This is a genomic window from Flavobacterium daejeonense DSM 17708, from assembly GCF_000425425.1.
Classification (GTDB): domain Bacteria; phylum Bacteroidota; class Bacteroidia; order Flavobacteriales; family Flavobacteriaceae; genus Flavobacterium; species Flavobacterium daejeonense.
Genome location: NZ_KE384374.1, coordinates 35,683 through 53,823, shown reverse-complemented (window position 1 = coordinate 53,823; position 18,141 = coordinate 35,683). Strand labels below are relative to the sequence as shown.

The following is an 18,141-nucleotide window of genomic DNA, read 5'->3' as shown; positions in this document are numbered from 1 at the left end:
CGCTATTAGAAACTTGCATTGATACCAAACAAATACGTTCTGGCACGAGGATAAATATTCCCGTCAATTCCGTTGAATTTTTCAGGATCTAAACCATTGTATTTTGTAATGGTAAACACATTTTGAACACCTGCCGAAAATCTTAAATTAACTACTTTCAACAAGGCTTTATCCATCGTATAGCCCAGAGTAACATTGTCTAATTTGATGAAAGAAGCATCTTTTACAAAGTAATTAGACAGGTAACGTTGCGTTCCGTTATCTTCAAAAACAAAACCGGTATTCAAATAATCCGAACTGATATTAGCCAAATCTGTATCTCGGCGTAATCCTGCCATTAAATAACCTTTGTCCGAACTTACGTTATCAAAAATGTAATTTCCTGTACTTGCTCTCCAGTTCATTACAAAGTCAAATTTTTTGTAGTTCAAACTTGAAAACAATCCGAAAGTATAATCCGGCGCTGCTTTGTGAAATCGGTAACGATCGGCATCATCAATTTTGCCATCATCGTTTCTATCCACATAAGCACCTGGAATTGGTTTTTTATTGGCATCATACAATTGTTCATAAACGAAGAATGAATTAGGTGCATAACCAACCGAATTGATTTGGATTTTATTACCACTTCCACCTTTAATATCTCCTACGGCATACCCTGTAAATCCTTCTACAGTTCTACCTAAATCGGTAATTTTTTGGTCGATATAAGTGGTATTAAATGCAACATTCCAGGTTAAATTATCGTTTTTCACAACATCCGACTGAATACTGAACTCAATCCCTTTGGTTCTCACACTACCTATATTAAAGAATCCCTGGTTTCTTAAATTAGCTCCATCAGGAACCAAAACATCAGCTAATAAATCAGTTGATTTTTTATCAAAATAGTTAATCGAACCTGAAATTCGGTTATTCAAAAAGCCATAATCCAAACCGATGTTTTTCTCTGTTAACTCTTCCCATTTAATATCCTGATTGTAGCCTTCCGGTCTGGCACTCGAATAAATCGTATTTCCAAAAATATATTGAGTATTAATCGAACCTAAAGTAACACGGGTTAAATAATCATAAGAAGCTGAAATATCCTGTTGTCCTGTTGTTCCGTATCCTAAACGTAACTTTAAAGTCGAAATAGTTTCGCTGTCTTTTAAGAAAGCTTCTTCAGCCAGATTCCAGGCAAAAGCCGCTCCGGCAAAATTCCCCCAACGGTTAGCTTTAGAAAAACGGGAAGTTCCGTCTCTTCTGTAATTTACAGTCAGCAAATAACGACTGTCATATCCTAGATTCAAACGTCCAAAATAAGACTGTAAGTTAATATCCGGATCGGTAGTAACATCCTCATTTGGATTAGGCTGTGTCGTTTCTCCCGATTCGTATTTTTCTTTTTGGAACAATTGGTAGTTATAACCGGCTGTGGCATCTACTTTAATTTTTCCAAATTCCTTAGTATAATTAAAATAACTGTTCAGGTTTTTATTTTGAAGCGCATCAGTATAAGTAGAATAATTCCCTAAATTCACCCAGTTCCCTGATGTATAAGGATTAGGCTGATACCCTAAAGCACTTTGGGTACTTACTCTGGTATATCCATCACTGTCAAAACGATCTATCCCTGCCTCAGTGATAAAGTGTAAATCTTCAAAGAAATGCAATTTATAATCCAAACGGATATTTCCCCATTTTCTGGTAGAAGTGGCTCTTCTTTCATCCTGATTCAATCGGGCAACAGGGTTTCTGGCCGGCAATAAAGGTAAGTTGCCGTTTGATTCTAACCATTCAAAATAACCTCCGTAACGGGAACCTGCAGCGTAAACAGACTGCGTTGGATCAAAACCAATTGCACTTCCAATTACTGCATCTTCATCCTGAAATCTGTTTTTAGCGAAAGATAAATTTGCGCTAATATCAATTTTTAAATGATTGTCAAACAAAACCGGATTCAAAGCCAGAGATGTAGTTGTTCTTTCAAAACTGGTATTTTTAAGAATTCCCGGGTTGTTCACATTCCCTACCGATAAACGAATTGGCAATTTGTTAAACAAAGAACCGCTAATCGAAATATTATTGTTCGTAGTTAAAGCAGTATGGAAAATTTCGTTCTGCCAATTGGTATTAGCCGTTCCCAACAAAGCTTTTTGAGCATCAGAACCTTTTTCATTAACCACAGCACGAAATTGATCAGCACTTAATACATCCACAGTGTTAGCAATAGTATTCACTCCTACCTGAGAACTGAAATTCACTTTTACACCGCCTTTGCTTCCTTTTTTAGTGGTAATTACAATAACCCCATTAGCTGCACGGGAACCATAAATCGCTGCTGCCGAAGCATCTTTCAAAACCGTAAACGATTCGATGTCATTAGGATCTATAGTCGATAAAATACTGGTTGATCCTGATGGAACGGCATTGCTCAAAGGCAAACCATCTAAAATAATCAATGGATCATTCGATGCATTTAAGGATGAACCTCCACGAATACGGATATCCGCTTTTGCTCCCGGAGCTCCTCCTCCGGTTACATTTACTCCGGAAATACGCCCACTAATTAAGCTTTCAGGTGTTACGTTTTGTCCTTTGTTGAATTCTTTAGCCGAAATTTGTGATACAGAACCTGTGGCATCTTTTTTCTTTACGGTTCCATAACCTACCTGAACCACCACTTCTTTCAACTCATTAGAATCTTCTATAAGTACTACACGAAGTTTTTGTTCTCCGGCAACTACTTCTTTTGCACTATATCCAATAAACGAAACCTGTACCGTTGCTGATTTGCCGGATAGTGGTAAGGCAAATTCTCCGTTAACATCGGTAATAGTTCCTATATTTGTTCCTTTAATCAGGACACTTGCTCCAATTAGGGGTTCTCCTTTTTGATCCACGACAAGGCCGCTAATTTTTTTTGCGGTAGTTTGTGCAACTACACTTGGCATAATAAACAGTATGTTACATAAAAGCAAAATGTAAAACATACTTTTTTTCATTTGTACCATAATTTGGTTTTTTTGGTTGTTAATAAATGTTAGTTTTTTTTAGAAATCCGTTCGATATTATTTACATCCTAATACTTCTCCGATTTCGATATTGTAAAATTATATCGTTTCCGAACGGACTATTTTTTCAGCTGTTAAAATGTAGTTAATTCAGCTTCTAAAAGACATGTAAAACACTATAAAATAAGGGTTTGTTGATTTTCTATCTAATAAAAAAAGTAGTAGTTGTGTAGTAAAAAAGTCTTCATTTATACTGTTTTTAAAATTTAAAGACCTTTGACCTTCGTTTAATATTCTTTAAAATTCAGACTGTTTTTTATTGATTTACTAATTAAAATTACGAATAAATACGCATTATTTATTTTTTAAGGAAAACAAAATGACTGCTATTTGTTTTTTGGATGCGTTTTTAGAACAACCGTCCGAAAAGAATCCTTTCAGACAGCTCTCTAAAATTTTATAAAACGAAAAAACGATTATTTCTTTTCAATCACACTGATGGCATAACCACCTCCCGGCGCAGAAAACTGACTCAACTTGGTTTTGTTAGTCACATTCATTTTACGAATGGTATAAGCCTGAGGATTAGTTTTGTAATGTGCATCTTTAGCATCGGCATAAATAGTGGCCTCATATTTTTTCCCTTTTTCAAGGAAATCAAAATTGATGGAAGATACACGAGACGTTTCGCCATTTACATTTCCAATAAACCAATTGTTTGTTCCCTTGGCTTTTCGGGCTACAGTAATATATTGTCCCGGTTCGGCTTCTAAATATTTACTGTCGCTCCAGTCAACCGCAACATCTTTGATGAATTGGAAAGCATCCGCAAAGCGCTCGTAATTTTCCGGCAAGTCGGCAGCCATTTGTAGTGGGCTGTACATAGTTAGATATAAGGCTAATTGATTCGCCAAAGTACTGTTTAAATGCGAAGTATTTTCCGGATTGATTTTACTGATATCCATTTCAAAAATTCCCGGCGTATAATCCATTGGCCCGCCAATTAATCGGGTAAATGGTAAAATGGTAACGTGATTTGGTTTTGAACCGCCAAAAGCCTGATACTCGGTTCCTCTCGCCGATTCATTTCCAATCAAATTCGGATAGGTTCTGCAAATTCCAGTTGGACGAATCGCTTCGTGTGCATTGACCATAATTTTATAATCGGCAGCTTTTTCAATAGCATATTGGTAGTGATTTACAATCCATTGGTCGTAATGGTTTTCTCCTCTTGGCAAAATTGGTCCTACATAACCACTTTTTACCGCATCATAACCGTTGTCTTTCATAAACTGATAGGCTTTATCCATATGACGCTCATAATTACGGGTAGAACCGGAAGTTTCATGATGCATAATCATTTTGATTCCTTTAGATTTTGCATATTCATGAATTCCTTTTACATCAAAATCCGGATAAGGTGTCACAAAATCAAAAACATAATCTTTAGAATGCCCAAACCAGTCTTCCCAACCTTCATTCCAGCCTTCTACCAATACAGCATCGAATCCATTTGCGGCAGCAAAATCAATATATTTTTTCACATTAGCCGTATTGGCACCGTGTTTTCCATTTGGTTTCGCTTTAGCAAAATCGGTTACCCCTAATTGCACCGTTGGGTATTCATCGGTATAAGCCCAGGTGCTTTTTCCGGTAATCATTTCCCACCAAACACCAACATATTTCACCGGTTTTATCCAGGAAGTATCGCCAATTTTACAAGGATCATTTAAGTTCAAAGTCATTTTGGAAGCCAAAATTTCTCGGGCATCATCACTCACCATAATCGTTCTCCAAGGCGACTGGCAAGATGCCTGCATATAACCTTTATCTCCTTTAGCATCCGGAGTTAACCAGGATTCGAAAACCATGTTTTTATCATCCAGATTCAGGTGCATACAGGAATAATTAATCAAAGCCGCTTCGTGCAAATTGATGTACAATCCGTCAGCCGTTTTCATCATCAAAGCCGTTTGAACTCCCGTAGGCGAAAAAGATTGCTGAGAAACATTAGCCGTCATGGCTTTTTCTGTTAAACCTCTGATTTCGGATAATTTTGAAGTCGTGTAATCGTACTCCTGAGTATCATAATCTCCCGGAATCCAAAAAGCAGTATGATCCCCATTCATGGCAAATTGACTTCTCTCTTCCTTAATAACAAAATAAGTCAGGTTCTTTTGTAGAGGGAATTCATAGCGAAAACCTAAACCTTCGTCAAACAAACGAAAACGAATTACCATTTGTCTGTCGGTTCCTTTTTGGTTTAGTGTAACTGCCAATTCGTTATAATGATTGCGAATACTGGCTACTTCTCCCCAAACCGGTTTCCAGATTTCATCAAAACTAGTCGTCTTTGTGTCTGCAATCACAAAATCATTCAATAAAGATTTTGTGTCGTCTTTTAGTTCCAACCCCAATTTGCTTGGCTTAATAACTACTTTGTCTTTGAATTTTAAACTGTAGCCGGGAGTTCCGTCTTTTTGCAAAGAAAACTCCATTTGCAATTGTTGGTTGGGCGATTTTAGCTGCTGTGCTAACAAGGCATTCGATGTCAAACAGAGCCAGGTTAATAAAAAGAAATGTTTCATTTGGTTGCTTTAATAAAATTAATAATTTGCTTTAACTTCTTTGGTTAACCAAATTTAAAACGATTTTGCTGCACCTATTTTGACTAATATAATTTGGTAGTTACAAATCGTAATTAAAAATAATAATTTATTGATTTACAATCATTTAAACAATATTTTAAATCAAAAAAAGTAGTAGTTTAGTAGCATAAAAAAGGCCTTTTAACCCCAAAAAAAGAGTCAAAAGGCAGCTATCTTGAAAGAACAATTTTCTATTTATTTGTTCCTATTCGCATTACATTTGCTTCAAACTCATCTCTTGGCCCTAATGCTTTATTCCTCAGTTTGGTCCTGTAATTATAAATAGTCGATAAGGAATAACGCAAAAATTCGGCAATTTTAACGCTATCGGATATTCCTAAACGAATCAGGGCAAAAATTCGCAATTCGGTATTCATTAACTCGCCCGGTTTTAATTTAATGTCTTCGTTATCGGTCAATAAACTGTTGAATTCTTCAATGAAATTAGGAAAAAGCAATAAAAAGGTTTTATCAAAATTATGGTAGAACTCTTTCAACTCGACTTCGATAAACTCCTTGGATTTTACGGCTTTGACCAATTCAGCGGTTTTCCCACTGGACACAATAACGTTCAGTTTGCGTCGGTATTCGTCTAATTTACTGATGTAAACCGAACATTGATCCATATATCTTCCAATGTAAATTTCTTTTACCAAATTGGCTTCTTTAAGTGTGGTATTGGTTTCATTCAATTTTTCGTTAAAGCTGTTCAACTCTTTATTCAATTCAATAAATTGACTGTTGGCCAAACTGATTTCCTTTTTAGCTTTAGATAATTTTTTCATTTGTTTGAACAACAAAATCAAAACCACCAGTAAAAACAACGACAGAATACTGGCGCTCACCAAAAAGACAATCAACTGATGCCTGTTAGTATCATTTTGTTTTTGATAAGCATCATTAATGATAGGCATCATTCTCGAAATTTCATAAGTTCTCAAACGCGCATTACAAAAAAGCGCATCTTCCAGCGAACGCTTAATATATTTGTAAGCGCGATCGATATCGCCTTCTTTGTACATGATAAAAGCCAAAGAACGCAAGGAAATGTATTCCTTTTTCTCCAGCTGTAAATCGGAAATGGCCGATTTAATTAACCATTTTTTCTCCTGTTCAAAATCTTTTTTCCGTTGGTAAGTTTCCGAAATAATATAAGCAACCACCGCTTTATCAGGATCATTATTACTCATTTTCGGAAAATAATCCTGTAGCATTCGAAGCGTCTCATCGTATTGCCCTTTTTCAAAAAATTTATTCGCTTGCGTGATAACATAGGATTTCGAATTTGCAGGATCATACTTAAAAACAGAATCCCGAAACTGCTGCGTCAACTGCACATAACTATTCTTCTCCTGATTGGAAGCCGCATATTCCGACATATACAAATAAATAGAACTATGTACTCCGTAATAAAAACTTTTAATTTCGGGCGTGGGATTGATATCTACTTTATTCAAAATATCCGTAGCTTCCTTATACATTCCCAAAGTTCCCATAATGGATGCCAAATTTAATTTTGCCGTATTAATTTTGTTTAAATCCTTTAAAGTATTAGCCACTTTCAAACTTCGTCGGGCATAATTTAAAGCCGAATCTGATTGATAAGCACGATATTCATTATACAATTTTTGATATATCTCGTATTTCTGGGTATTTGAAGACGTTAATTTCAGTAAACTGCTCAATTTATTCATTTCGGCTTCTTTCTTATTATGATAAAATTCGCTTTTATCCAAAGTCGCGTCTAATTCATCTAATAATGAATTCATTTCATCTTGAGAATACAGTAGTACAGGAAAACAAATAATAAGGAATAAAGTCCAAATTTTATTCATTGTTGTGGTTTTTTTGGTTAGGTTAAGGTAGAACTAATTTATTAAATATTCGGCAATAAAAACTTTTTTAGAACACTTAAAAAATACTTTTCAGCAAAAAAATTGCATAACGAAATCAAAAGAGTTAAAAAATAATTCGCTCGTATTCCTGAAATATTTTCAATTTTCATCTAAAAATATAAGAGAGGCGGATGGAACCGTAAAAGTAGCCTATCGTTCGGTAAAATTTTAATTCTTTGCCCCGGTAAACAAAGGCATAGAATAAATTCCAATTGTTTTTTCGATAGCGAAATCCGGCTTCGGCATTGAACCGCAGCGGAATCAAATCAAAAGTTACCGGACTATTATCATTAAACATGCTGCCCTGAATCGTAGCATCATAAATTTGATAATTTAAAAAAGACGCCATGTAAAAATAAAATTCCCTCGCCTGCTGAATCGTATCGGCACTTATTGAAGCACCATGAAAGTTGGACTCCGAAAGTGGCATTAATTTTTTCAGCCCAATTCGGGTTACAAATCCGGTGGTTAATGAAGTAAAAATGGTGCCTAATTTAGCTTCCGACAACCATTGAAAATCGACTCTTTCGCTTTTAATTTTTTTCCAGACAGGACGGGAAATCATAAAATACGTTTGAATCCCAAAAGTGTTTTGAATTTGGTAATCCCATTGCTCAAAAGCAGTATAATGAAACAACCGATGCGTTCCGGATTGTACTTTGTCAGCAAAAGAATAAGGCCCTACAAATCCTAGCTGTAAATATTTTTTAAAAACCGTTTGATTCGAATAAAAATTAGTATTCCCAAATTCTCCGAAAAGATAACCCGCAAAAGGGCGGTCAAACATATCTTCCTCATCGACATATATAGTCCGCGGACTGTACATGTATTGTCCTAAACGGATTTCATTAATTTTCTTGAGAACATTTGGTTTGCTTTTTTTAGCCAAATACCGATAGAAAACTTCTAAACCATTCGTATAATATTGATCATTTTTAGTGGAAGTGTACAAATCATTATCAGTAATAACTCCTATTTCGACACTGTTGTTCTGACCCGATATACGAACCGAAAGCAAAAACAAACAGAGTAATAATACTGTTTTGATTCGCATCTAATATTCAATTTTACCAACAGTATTCATCACACGCATAATTTTGTCTTTCCGTCTGTTGATGTAAGACGACGAACTCGTTGCGGTATATTTTCGGGGATTAGGCAAAATGGCGGCTATTCCGGCGGCTTGTCTTCGGGTTAAATTAGTGGCATCTTTTCGGTACCAATGTTCGGCTGCCGCCTGTGCTCCGTAAACGCCATCGCCCATTTCGATGCTATTTAAATATACTTCCATGATACGTTCTTTGCCCCAAATTAATTCTATTAAAACCGTAAAATAAGCTTCAAGACCTTTTCTTAAATAACTTCTCCCCTGCCACAGAAAAACATTCTTGGCGGTTTGTTGCGAAATGGTACTTCCGCCTTTTATTCTTCGACCTCTTTCGTTGTTTTTATAGGCTTTTTGCATGGCTTTAAAATCAAAACCATTGTGTTGTAAAAACAATCCGTCTTCACTGGCAATAACTGCTTTTTGCAAATTAACTGAAATATTTTCCAGTGGTTCCCAGTCGTGACTGAAATAAACCGGCTTTCCGGCAACTTTATTTTCTATGGCTCTGATAAGCATCAAAGGTGTAAACGGCACCGGAACAAACTTAAAAAAAACCACCAAAAACAGTGAAAGACCAACAAACCACAAAATCATTTTAATGAAAAATACTCTCAATGTTGCCATAAAATTTCGGGAAGCTTTTTTAGTTTTTGTTTTAGGATTTATTTTTGTTGCCATTATTCAAAACCGGATTTTTAATTTCTTTAAACTTACATAATTCTTTTAGAAATAAAAATCCACCCTTAAAAAACGGCGATTTTTACAGGGAGTAAAATTACTTTTTTTAAAGATTCTTCCAATAGATTTAACCTTATTTCTAATTCATTTAAAAAAAACTTAAAGTACAATCTACTTATATCCGGCAATTTTAAATTAGCTATTTTTATATTTCTAAATAAAGATCAATGACTGCTGATAAAATGACTGCCGAATTATTATGGCAACTGGGAAGACTAAGCGTTTTAGGATTTTCCAAAGACAAAAAATATATTGTTTATAAAGTCAACACACCTTCAATAGAAGAAAACAAACAAAACACGAAACATTATTTTATTCCGGTTAACGGAGGAAATCCAACCGAAATTGAAGACCCAAATACTATTTTAAAAAACAAGAATATATCGCCTGATGGCAAATACCTGCTTTCGCATCAGGAAGTAAAACTCCAAAATATTTTAGGGAAAGATTTTTATCCGGAACTGGAAAAATCAGAAGCTCAAATTTACGATTCCTTAAATTACAGACATTGGGACAGCTGGCACGAAGGGAAATTTAACCATGTTTTTTATAGCAAAAACCGCGATGATGCTCCTAAAACCGACATTATGCCAAACGAACTTTTTGAATGTCCGCAAAAACCTTTTGGCGGAGACGAAGATTATATTTGGTCACCGGACAGCAAAAGCATTTTGTATGTATGTAAAAAAAAGACAGGAACCGAATATGCTGTTTCTACCAACACAAACATTTATCAATACAATCTTGAAACGAAGCAAACCATAAATCTTACTGATGAAAATAAAGGTTATGATACAGTTCCTCAATTTTCAAATTCCGGAATATTAGCCTGGTTACAAATGCAACGCGACGGTTATGAAGCCGACAAAAATGATATTATCATTCTTAACAATGGAATCAAAACCAACTTAACTGAACATTGGGACGGCACAGTAGATAGCTTTTTATGGAGTGAAGACAGCCTGAAAATTTATTTCATTGCTCCCATTGATGGCACCAAACAATTATTTGAAGTTGCATTAAATAATCCACAACCCACTCAAATCACGGACGGGGATTTTGATATCACAAAAATCCTTGGTTTTCATAACACTCAAATTATTGTTTGCAGAGAAGATATCAATCATGCTTCTGAAATTTTCTCTTATGATTTAGCTGAAAAAAATTGGATACAAATCACCAATATCAACACTAAAATCTATAAAAAATTAGCCTTCAGCAAAACCGAAAAACGGTATGTAAACACTACCGATGGCAAGAAAATGCTGGTTTGGGTCATTTTTCCGCCTAATTTTGATACTTCCAAAAAATACCCAACACTTTTATATTGTCAGGGCGGACCACAAAGTGCGTTGAGTCAGTTTTATTCTTTTAGATGGAATTTTCAATTAATGGCCGCCAATGATTATATTGTTGTTGCCCCAAACCGTCGCGGAATGCCCGGACACGGAGTAGAATGGAACGAACAGATTAGCAAAGACTGGGGCGGACAAGTAATAGACGATTATCTTTCGGCAATTGATGCTGTGGCTATGGAAAGCTATGTTGACAAAAACCGTTTGGGTTGTGTCGGAGCCAGTTACGGTGGTTATTCTGTATTTTATTTGGCTGGAATTCACAAAAACAGATTCAAAACGTTTATTGCACATGACGGGGTTTTCAACACCCAAAGTATGTATGGCACTACCGAAGAAATATTTTTCAGCAACTGGGATTTTGGCGGTGCGTATTGGGAAACAGAAAATAGGCTTGCACAAAAAACCTACAATAAATTCAATCCGATAAATTTAATAACCAACTGGAACAAGCCTATTTTAATTATTCAGGGAGGAAAAGATTACCGTGTACCTATTGGGCAGGCTCAGGAAGCTTTTCAGGCAGCACAATTGCGTGGCATTAAAAGTCGTTTTCTCTATTTCCCGGAAGAAAACCACTGGGTTCTTAATCCTCAAAATGCACAAATTTGGCAAAAAGAATTTTACAAATGGCTGAAAGAAACACTTTAAAACTATCAAACAATAAAAATGGGAAATAAAAACAGTAATATTCCTTTAAAAGTTTTCATCAGCTACATCATTCTTGTTTCACTTGTAGCAAGTGTAGGCTGGGTTTTATACAAAGAAAATCAAGACTATTCGAAAATAGAAAACAAAATAGCTTTTGAAAAAAATAAGGTTTTAAAAGTAAGCCAACTCTTTTCGAATGTGTATAAAACCGAAAATTTAGCCCGAAAAACCATTCAATCCAATTCGGAAACCGATTATAAAAACTACATCCAGGAAACGAATTCTTTGCAAAACAGAATTGGTTCTTTAAAACAAATACTTTCCAGCGAATATCAAATTAAATTACTGGATAGTGTGATGATTTTGCTTACCGAAAAAACGCAAAACATTAAACAACTCAAAGCTATTAAAAACAAAACTTCTGATGAAGCTTCGGTAAACGAAGCCATTAAAGAACTCACCCAATTAGAATTTTCACTTAGCAAATTAAAACTCGAAGATTTTACCAAAAACCCCGAAAAACTTAGCAGTTACCAGCGCAAAGTACTGCAAAACTACATTGACTATCTCAACCAGAATATTCCCGACGACAACAGCAATACGCTAACCAAAAAAGAAACCGATTCTATTTTAGCCGCTTCAAAACGATTGCTTAGCAAAGTAAAACTGGAAACCGAAAAGAAAAAAGAATCCTTAAACATTCAGGAAAGCAAATTGCTTACAAATGAACTTTTAATCTCGGACCAACTCAGAAAAGTACTCCGTGTTATAGAACAGGAAATCCTGACTTCATCAACTAAAAACAACACTGAAAAAGAAAAATCATTAAAAAAAATCAACCAAATCATAACCTATGCGGCCATTTTAGGTTTATTACTCACCCTCTTTTTTTCAATATTAATTGCCAGTGATTTTTCAAAAACCCAGCGGTATAAAAAACAACTGGAAATAGCCAATTTTAAAACACAAAACTTACTTAAAAACAGAGAACAACTCATTTCCACCGTTAGCCATGACTTAAAAACGCCATTAAGCACCATAACCGGTTACGCCGAATTATTAGGCAATTCAACCTTAAACAGTAAGCAAAATTACTACACAAACAACATTAAAAGTTCATCGGAATTCATCGCCAGGTTAGTACAGGATTTGTTGGATTTTTCGCAAATTGAAGCCGGAAAAATCAATTTAGACAAAAAACCTTTTTCCCTGGCTGAAACTATCAACGAAGTCGCTAAAAATATTCAGTCGGTTTACCCGCAAAAAAATATCGACTTGGAAATTTTAATAGACAAAGAACTCGAAAATCCAATCATTGGTGATGTTTTTCGTTTAAAACAGGTTTTAATCAACATCATTGGAAACGCTTATAAATTCACTCCGGAAGGGTTCATAAAAATACATGCAGCTCTTAATTTTGACAAAAACCAAGCGTTGATAAGCGTTGAAGACTCCGGGATAGGAATTGAAAAAGAAAGTCAGGATTTAGTTTTTGAAGAATTTGCCCAAGCCAATGAAAACATTGAAAAAAATTATGGCGGTACAGGCTTAGGACTGGCTATTTCTAAAAAAATAATGACGCTTTTAGGCGGCGAATTATACCTGAAAAACAGTTCAAAAAAAGGAAGTTGTTTCGAAATCAGTTTAGCTGTTACATTTGATACCGAAACTAAAACCGAGGAAAATAAACCATCGGTTTACATCCCGAATTCACAAAACAAAACGATTGTTGTTCTCGATGATGATGCTCATTTGCTACAATTAAGCTACGAAGTTTTAAAGGAATATCATCAGGTTCTTTGTTTTTCAAATGCTGATCAGGCACTGCAAAAGCTGGCATTTGAAAATTTTGATCTCCTGATTACCGATATTCAGATGCCGGAAAAAGATGGTTTTCAATTCATCGAAGAATTACAAAAAATGGAAATTTACGTCAATCAACCATTGATTGCCGTAACCGGAAGAACTGATTTGGATGAGGAAATTTACACTAAAACAGGATTTGCAACCCTACTCAAAAAACCATTTAGCCCTAATATACTGTTACAAACCATTGATGCTATTTTTGAAGAAAAAACGCTTCCTGTTCAAAATAATACCCTTAAAAATTCTGAGAACAGCTTCACTTTGAATTCTTTAAAATTATTTCTAAAAAATGATTCTGAGGCTGTCAAAAACGTCGTTGAATCTTTCATCGCTTCAACCAATTCCAATCTTGTGCTACTTGAAAATGCTGTTCAAACGCTGGATTACCAAAAAACAAAACAACTCGCGCACAAAATGAATCCTATGTTCAAACAAATTGAAGCGATCGAAATTACAGCAATTTTAGACCAATTGGAATCAAAAGAATGCGATGCAACCGAATTAGTTACTCAATTCTCTAATTTAAAAACCAAAACCAACCAACTCCTTACTGAATTAGCAAAAGTCATTTAGTGAATATTGTACAGTTTGAGTTTATTGTACAATGTTTTTCGGGTAATTTTAAGCAATTTTGCGGCTTCAGATTTATTATTTTTGGTTTTTACCAAAGCATTTTCAATTGCTTCTTTCTCGTTTTCCGATAAAGAAAAAGAAGTGTTTTTGGTTTCATTTTGCTGAAAAAATTCCACAGGTAAAACCGTGCTTTCTATAAAATCACCCGGAGTGAGCAGTGTTGCCCGCTTAACACAGTTTTGCAATTCCCTTAAATTTCCGGGCCAGGGATAGTTTTGAAAAATATTGACGACTTCTTTTGAAAAACCTATTACCTCTTTATTCAACTGCTGATTGGCTTTTTCCAGAAAAAAATCGGCAAAGAGAATTAAATCTTCTTCCCGTTCAACCAGCGAAGGCGAATGAATGGAAAATTCATTAATCCGGTGATACAAATCTTCCCTGAAATCGCCGTTTTTAACCGCTTCGCGCAAATCCTCATTGGTAGCTGCAATAATTCGAATATCAACCTCAATTTCTTTATTGCTACCCACCGCTTTTATTTTTCGCTCCTGCAAGGCGCGCAACAATTGAATTTGATTTTCATAAGACAAATTTCCAATTTCATCCAGAAAAAGTGTACCTCCGTTAGCCGCTTCAAAATAACCAATCTTATCGGAAATAGCGCCTGTAAAGGAACCTTTTAAATGCCCGAAAAACTCGCTGGCGGCCAATTCTTTTGGAATAGCACCACAATCTACAGCGATGAAATTATGTTCTTTTCGAAGACTTTGACGGTGAATACTTTGAGCGATTATCTCTTTTCCGGTTCCGCTTTCGCCAATTATTAAAACTGACATATCCGTTGGACTCACCAGTTTGATATGTTCCGATAATTTTTTAGAAGCAGCCGAAATTCCCTGAACATATTCGGTAGTAATAACTTTTTTTGTGTTTTTAGGAGCTGTTTTTGGCGTCTCTTTGACCGAAGTTTCACTTGCAAGAGCATTGGTAATAACTGCTAAAACTTCGTCGGGGTTAAAAGGTTTCGAAATATAATCGGAAGCGCCGTTTTTAATAGCTTTCACAGCCGTACTTACCTCCGAATAACCGGTCATCAAAATCACGGGAAGTTGCGGAAAAATTGCTTTAAACTCAGCTAATAAATCAATTCCATCAGCATCTGGCAGTCGCAAATCTGTTAAAACTAAATTGAATGCTTCATTTTGAATTGCTAATCGGGCTTCGCTTGCTGAAAAAGTAGTTCTAACCTCAAAATTATTTTTGATTAGAAATTTTTCTAACAGTTTACCAAACGAAACATCATCTTCAATAATTAAAATCTTCAACATTAGACAGACACTTTTTGTGCTAAATTAAGGCTAATATTATTGTATTTTCATAAAATTATGCAAAAAAGAAGGCTGCTCTTTCGAACAACCTCCTTCAAAAACAATAAGCTAATTCGCGATGCTTATTTTTGTATCCAGTTCCCATCAACATCTGTATAAACAGTAGCCAATTGGTCTTTAACTGTAATTTCTAGTTTGTATTCCTTTTTTTCGTTGATATAAGCCTTAGACAATACGGCATCCGGATAAGATTTCTTTAATGCTTCGGTTACTTTTGACGGCAAATCCTCTGCTTTAATTTCTGTAAATTCTTCTGTTGCCGGAGCTTTTTGTTCTGTTGGAGCTGTATTTTGATCTTGCATTTGAGCATTTATTGTTGATAAACCTCCTAATACGATTGCTGCTGTTAAAATTAATTTTTTCATGATGTGTATTGTTTTAATATATTATTTTTAAAATCTGTTCTATTCGTTTTTAATTATTTTTGGATCCATTTTCCTGTTTCATCTGCATATAAAGCACCTTCTTTATCACCAACTTTTACCTCCAGTTGATATTCTTTTTTATCATTAACCGAAGCTTTATTTAAAATTGCAGTTGGAAAAGCTTTTTTTAAGGCCTCAGTAACAGCTGCCGGAAGTTCTTCTGCCTTAATTTCGGTATAAGCTGACGTTGCTTCTGTTACTTGTTCTGTTACTTTAGTTTCCGCTGCAGGAGTTGCATTTTCTTTTTGTTCCTGAGCATTCATTGTTGTTAAAGAACCTAATACGATAGCGGCTGATAAAAATAATTTTTTCATAATGTGTATAATTTAAAGTGTTATTAATGTTTTACACTTTGGACAATGAAATTATTATACCAGCATTTTTTGAGGAAGGAACAAAATTAAAAACTATTGATTTTCAGTATATTAAGAACAAATCATAATTTCACACTTTGTGTACCACTGTGTAAAACAGAAAAAAACTGTTTCTTTTTTACACACTTTTGCACATAAAAAAAGCCGCACATCAACTGTACGGCTTTGGATTTTTCAACAAATTAAACTTATTCCGGTTCATTCATTTTGAAAGTTTCCATGAAGGCAGTAGTATAATCTCCCGCGATATAACGAGGATCATCCATTAATTGTCTATGGAAAGGAATAGTAGTTTTGATACCTTCGATTACAAATTCATCTAAAGCTCTTCTCATTTTAGAAATAGCTTCTTCACGGGATTGCGCGGTAGTAATTAACTTTGCAATCATCGAATCGTAATTTGGCGGAATCGTATAACCTGAATATACGTGAGTATCTAAACGCACTCCGTGTCCACCCGGCATGTGTAAGGTAGTAATTTTTCCTGGTGAAGGTCTAAAATCATTATATGGATCTTCAGCATTGATACGACATTCGATAGCGTGTAATTGCGGTAAATAATTTTTACCAGAAATTGGAATTCCGGCAGCTACCATAATTTGCTCACGAATCAAATCGTAATCAATAACCTGTTCCGTAATTGGATGTTCTACCTGGATACGGGTATTCATCTCCATGAAGTAGAAATTACGGTGTTTATCAACTAAGAACTCAACTGTTCCGGCACCTTCATATTTAATATATTCGGCTGCTTTTACGGCTGCCTCTCCCATTCTTTGACGTAAATCGTCAGTCATAAATGGAGAAGGAGTTTCTTCCGTTAATTTTTGGTGACGTCTTTGTACAGAACAATCTCTTTCAGAAAGGTGACAGGCTTTTCCGTAAGCATCTCCTACTACCTGAATTTCGATATGACGTGGCTCTTCGATCAATTTTTCCATGTACATTCCGTCATTTCCAAATGCAGCAGCAGCTTCCTGACGGGCGCTTTCCCATGCTTTATGAAGATCTTCTTCTTTCCAGATGGCACGCATTCCTTTTCCACCACCACCGGCAGTAGCTTTCATCATAACAGGATACCCTATTTCTTTAGCCACTTTTTGTGCTTGTTCATAAGATTCTAAAATTCCTTCAGAACCTGGAACACAAGGAACTCCGGCTTCAATCATTGTAGATTTTGCAGAAGCTTTATCTCCCATTCTGTCAATCATTTCAGGAGCAGCTCCAATGAATTTAATTCCGTGTTCCTGACAGATTTTAGAAAACTTAGAATTTTCAGAAAGGAAACCATATCCGGGATGTATTGCATCGGCATTTGTAATTTCGGCCGCAGCAATAATATTTGACATTTTCAAATAGGACAGGTTGCTTGGCGCAGGTCCGATACAAACCGCTTCGTCAGCAAACTTCACATGCAAACTTTCTGCATCGGCAGTAGAATAAACGGCAACTGTTTTAATTCCCATTTCTTTGCATGTCCTGATTACACGTAGTGCAATCTCTCCTCTATTTGCAACTAATATTTTTTTAAACATCTTATTTATATTAAAAATTACAAATTCCAATCTCCAAATTCCAAATAATTGGATTTTGTGATTTGTCTATTGGAATTTTTAAAAACTATGATGGATCTACTAAGAATAATGGTTGATCAAATTCTACCGGAGACATATCATCAACTAAAATTTTAACGATTTTTCCTGAAACTTCAGATTCGATTTCGTTAAATAATTTCATTGCCTCAACAACACAAAGTACATCACCTTTAGCAATAGAACTTCCTACTTCAACAAACATTGGTTTATCCGGAGATGGTTTTCTATAGAAAGTACCAATCATTGGAGACTTAATAGTGATATATTTTGATGTATCATCAACTGCCGCTGCAGGAGCCGCAGTTGCTGCTGCTGGTGCAGGAGCTGCTGGTGTAGCTACAATTTGTTGAACAGGAGCTGCTGGTAATTGTTGTACATAAGCTGGTTCTGGAGTACTACTTTCTAATACCGTTCTGATAGTAATTTTCACATCATCCATTTCCAGCTTTACCTCAGCAACACCAGAATTAGATACAAATTTGATCAGGTTCTGAATTTCTTTTAAATCCATAATATTTGTAATTTT

At 35.4% G+C, this 18,141-nt stretch carries 12 protein-coding genes; 2 read left to right on the top strand and 10 right to left on the bottom strand.

Annotation, left to right across the window (positions count from 1 at the left end; all coding sequences use genetic code 11):
• Positions 1-5 precede the first annotated feature (5 nt).
• The 5 genes from H599_RS0117980 to mtgA form a co-directional block, all read right to left on the bottom strand.
• Positions 6-2,936 (bottom strand): SusC/RagA family TonB-linked outer membrane protein, encoded by a 2,931-nt coding sequence (locus tag H599_RS0117980; protein ID WP_245600560.1) that lies wholly within the window; start codon positions 2,934-2,936, stop codon positions 6-8.
• 536 nt (positions 2,937-3,472) lie between these two features.
• Positions 3,473-5,584, bottom strand: a complete 2,112-nt coding sequence (locus H599_RS0117975) for a glycoside hydrolase family 97 protein (protein WP_026715377.1) — start codon at positions 5,582-5,584, stop codon at positions 3,473-3,475.
• 251 nt (positions 5,585-5,835) lie between these two features.
• Positions 5,836-7,479 (bottom strand): DUF6377 domain-containing protein, encoded by a 1,644-nt coding sequence (locus tag H599_RS0117970; RefSeq protein WP_026715376.1) that lies wholly within the window; start codon positions 7,477-7,479, stop codon positions 5,836-5,838.
• A 166-nt stretch (positions 7,480-7,645) separates the two neighbouring features.
• The gene (locus tag H599_RS0117960; protein ID WP_026715375.1) at positions 7,646-8,593 is read right to left on the bottom strand and encodes a lipid A deacylase LpxR family protein; all 948 of its coding nucleotides are present in this window, start codon (positions 8,591-8,593) and stop codon (positions 7,646-7,648) included.
• A complete protein-coding gene (gene mtgA, locus H599_RS0117955; RefSeq protein WP_026715374.1) occupies positions 8,594-9,325 on the bottom strand; it encodes a monofunctional biosynthetic peptidoglycan transglycosylase in 732 nt (243 codons plus the stop codon).
• Between the two features lie 227 nt (positions 9,326-9,552).
• Here mtgA and H599_RS0117950 point away from each other — a divergent pair, with 227 nt between their 5' ends.
• Together H599_RS0117950 and H599_RS0117945 are read left to right on the top strand one after the other, a co-directional pair.
• Complete coding sequence (locus H599_RS0117950) at positions 9,553-11,391, top strand: S9 family peptidase (protein WP_026715373.1); 1,839 nt, start codon at positions 9,553-9,555, stop codon at positions 11,389-11,391.
• Positions 11,392-11,409: 18 nt separating this feature from the next.
• Positions 11,410-13,830: an ATP-binding response regulator gene (locus tag H599_RS0117945; RefSeq protein ID WP_026715372.1), complete on the top strand. Its 2,421-nt coding sequence runs from the start codon at positions 11,410-11,412 to the stop codon at positions 13,828-13,830.
• Here the strand turns inward: H599_RS0117945 and H599_RS0117940 are convergent.
• The 5 genes from H599_RS0117940 to accB all read right to left on the bottom strand — a co-directional run bounded on the left by H599_RS0117940 (position 13,827) and on the right by accB (position 18,126).
• Complete coding sequence (locus tag H599_RS0117940) at positions 13,827-15,161, bottom strand: sigma-54-dependent transcriptional regulator (RefSeq protein ID WP_026715371.1); 1,335 nt, start codon at positions 15,159-15,161, stop codon at positions 13,827-13,829. The genes H599_RS0117945 and H599_RS0117940 overlap by 4 nt on opposite strands.
• A 122-nt stretch (positions 15,162-15,283) precedes the next feature.
• Positions 15,284-15,586: a hypothetical protein gene (locus H599_RS0117935; protein WP_026715370.1), complete on the bottom strand. Its 303-nt coding sequence runs from the start codon at positions 15,584-15,586 to the stop codon at positions 15,284-15,286.
• A gap of 53 nt (positions 15,587-15,639) precedes the next feature.
• Positions 15,640-15,960, bottom strand: coding sequence for a hypothetical protein (locus tag H599_RS0117930; RefSeq protein ID WP_026715369.1), 321 nt, complete (start codon positions 15,958-15,960; stop codon positions 15,640-15,642).
• A gap of 248 nt (positions 15,961-16,208) precedes the next feature.
• The gene (accC, locus tag H599_RS0117920) at positions 16,209-17,555 is read right to left on the bottom strand and encodes an acetyl-CoA carboxylase biotin carboxylase subunit (RefSeq protein ID WP_026715368.1); all 1,347 of its coding nucleotides are present in this window, start codon (positions 17,553-17,555) and stop codon (positions 16,209-16,211) included.
• An 85-nt stretch (positions 17,556-17,640) separates the two neighbouring features.
• Positions 17,641-18,126, bottom strand: a complete 486-nt coding sequence (gene accB / locus H599_RS0117915) for an acetyl-CoA carboxylase biotin carboxyl carrier protein (RefSeq protein WP_026715367.1) — start codon at positions 18,124-18,126, stop codon at positions 17,641-17,643.
• Between the last annotated feature and the right edge of the window lie 15 nt (positions 18,127-18,141).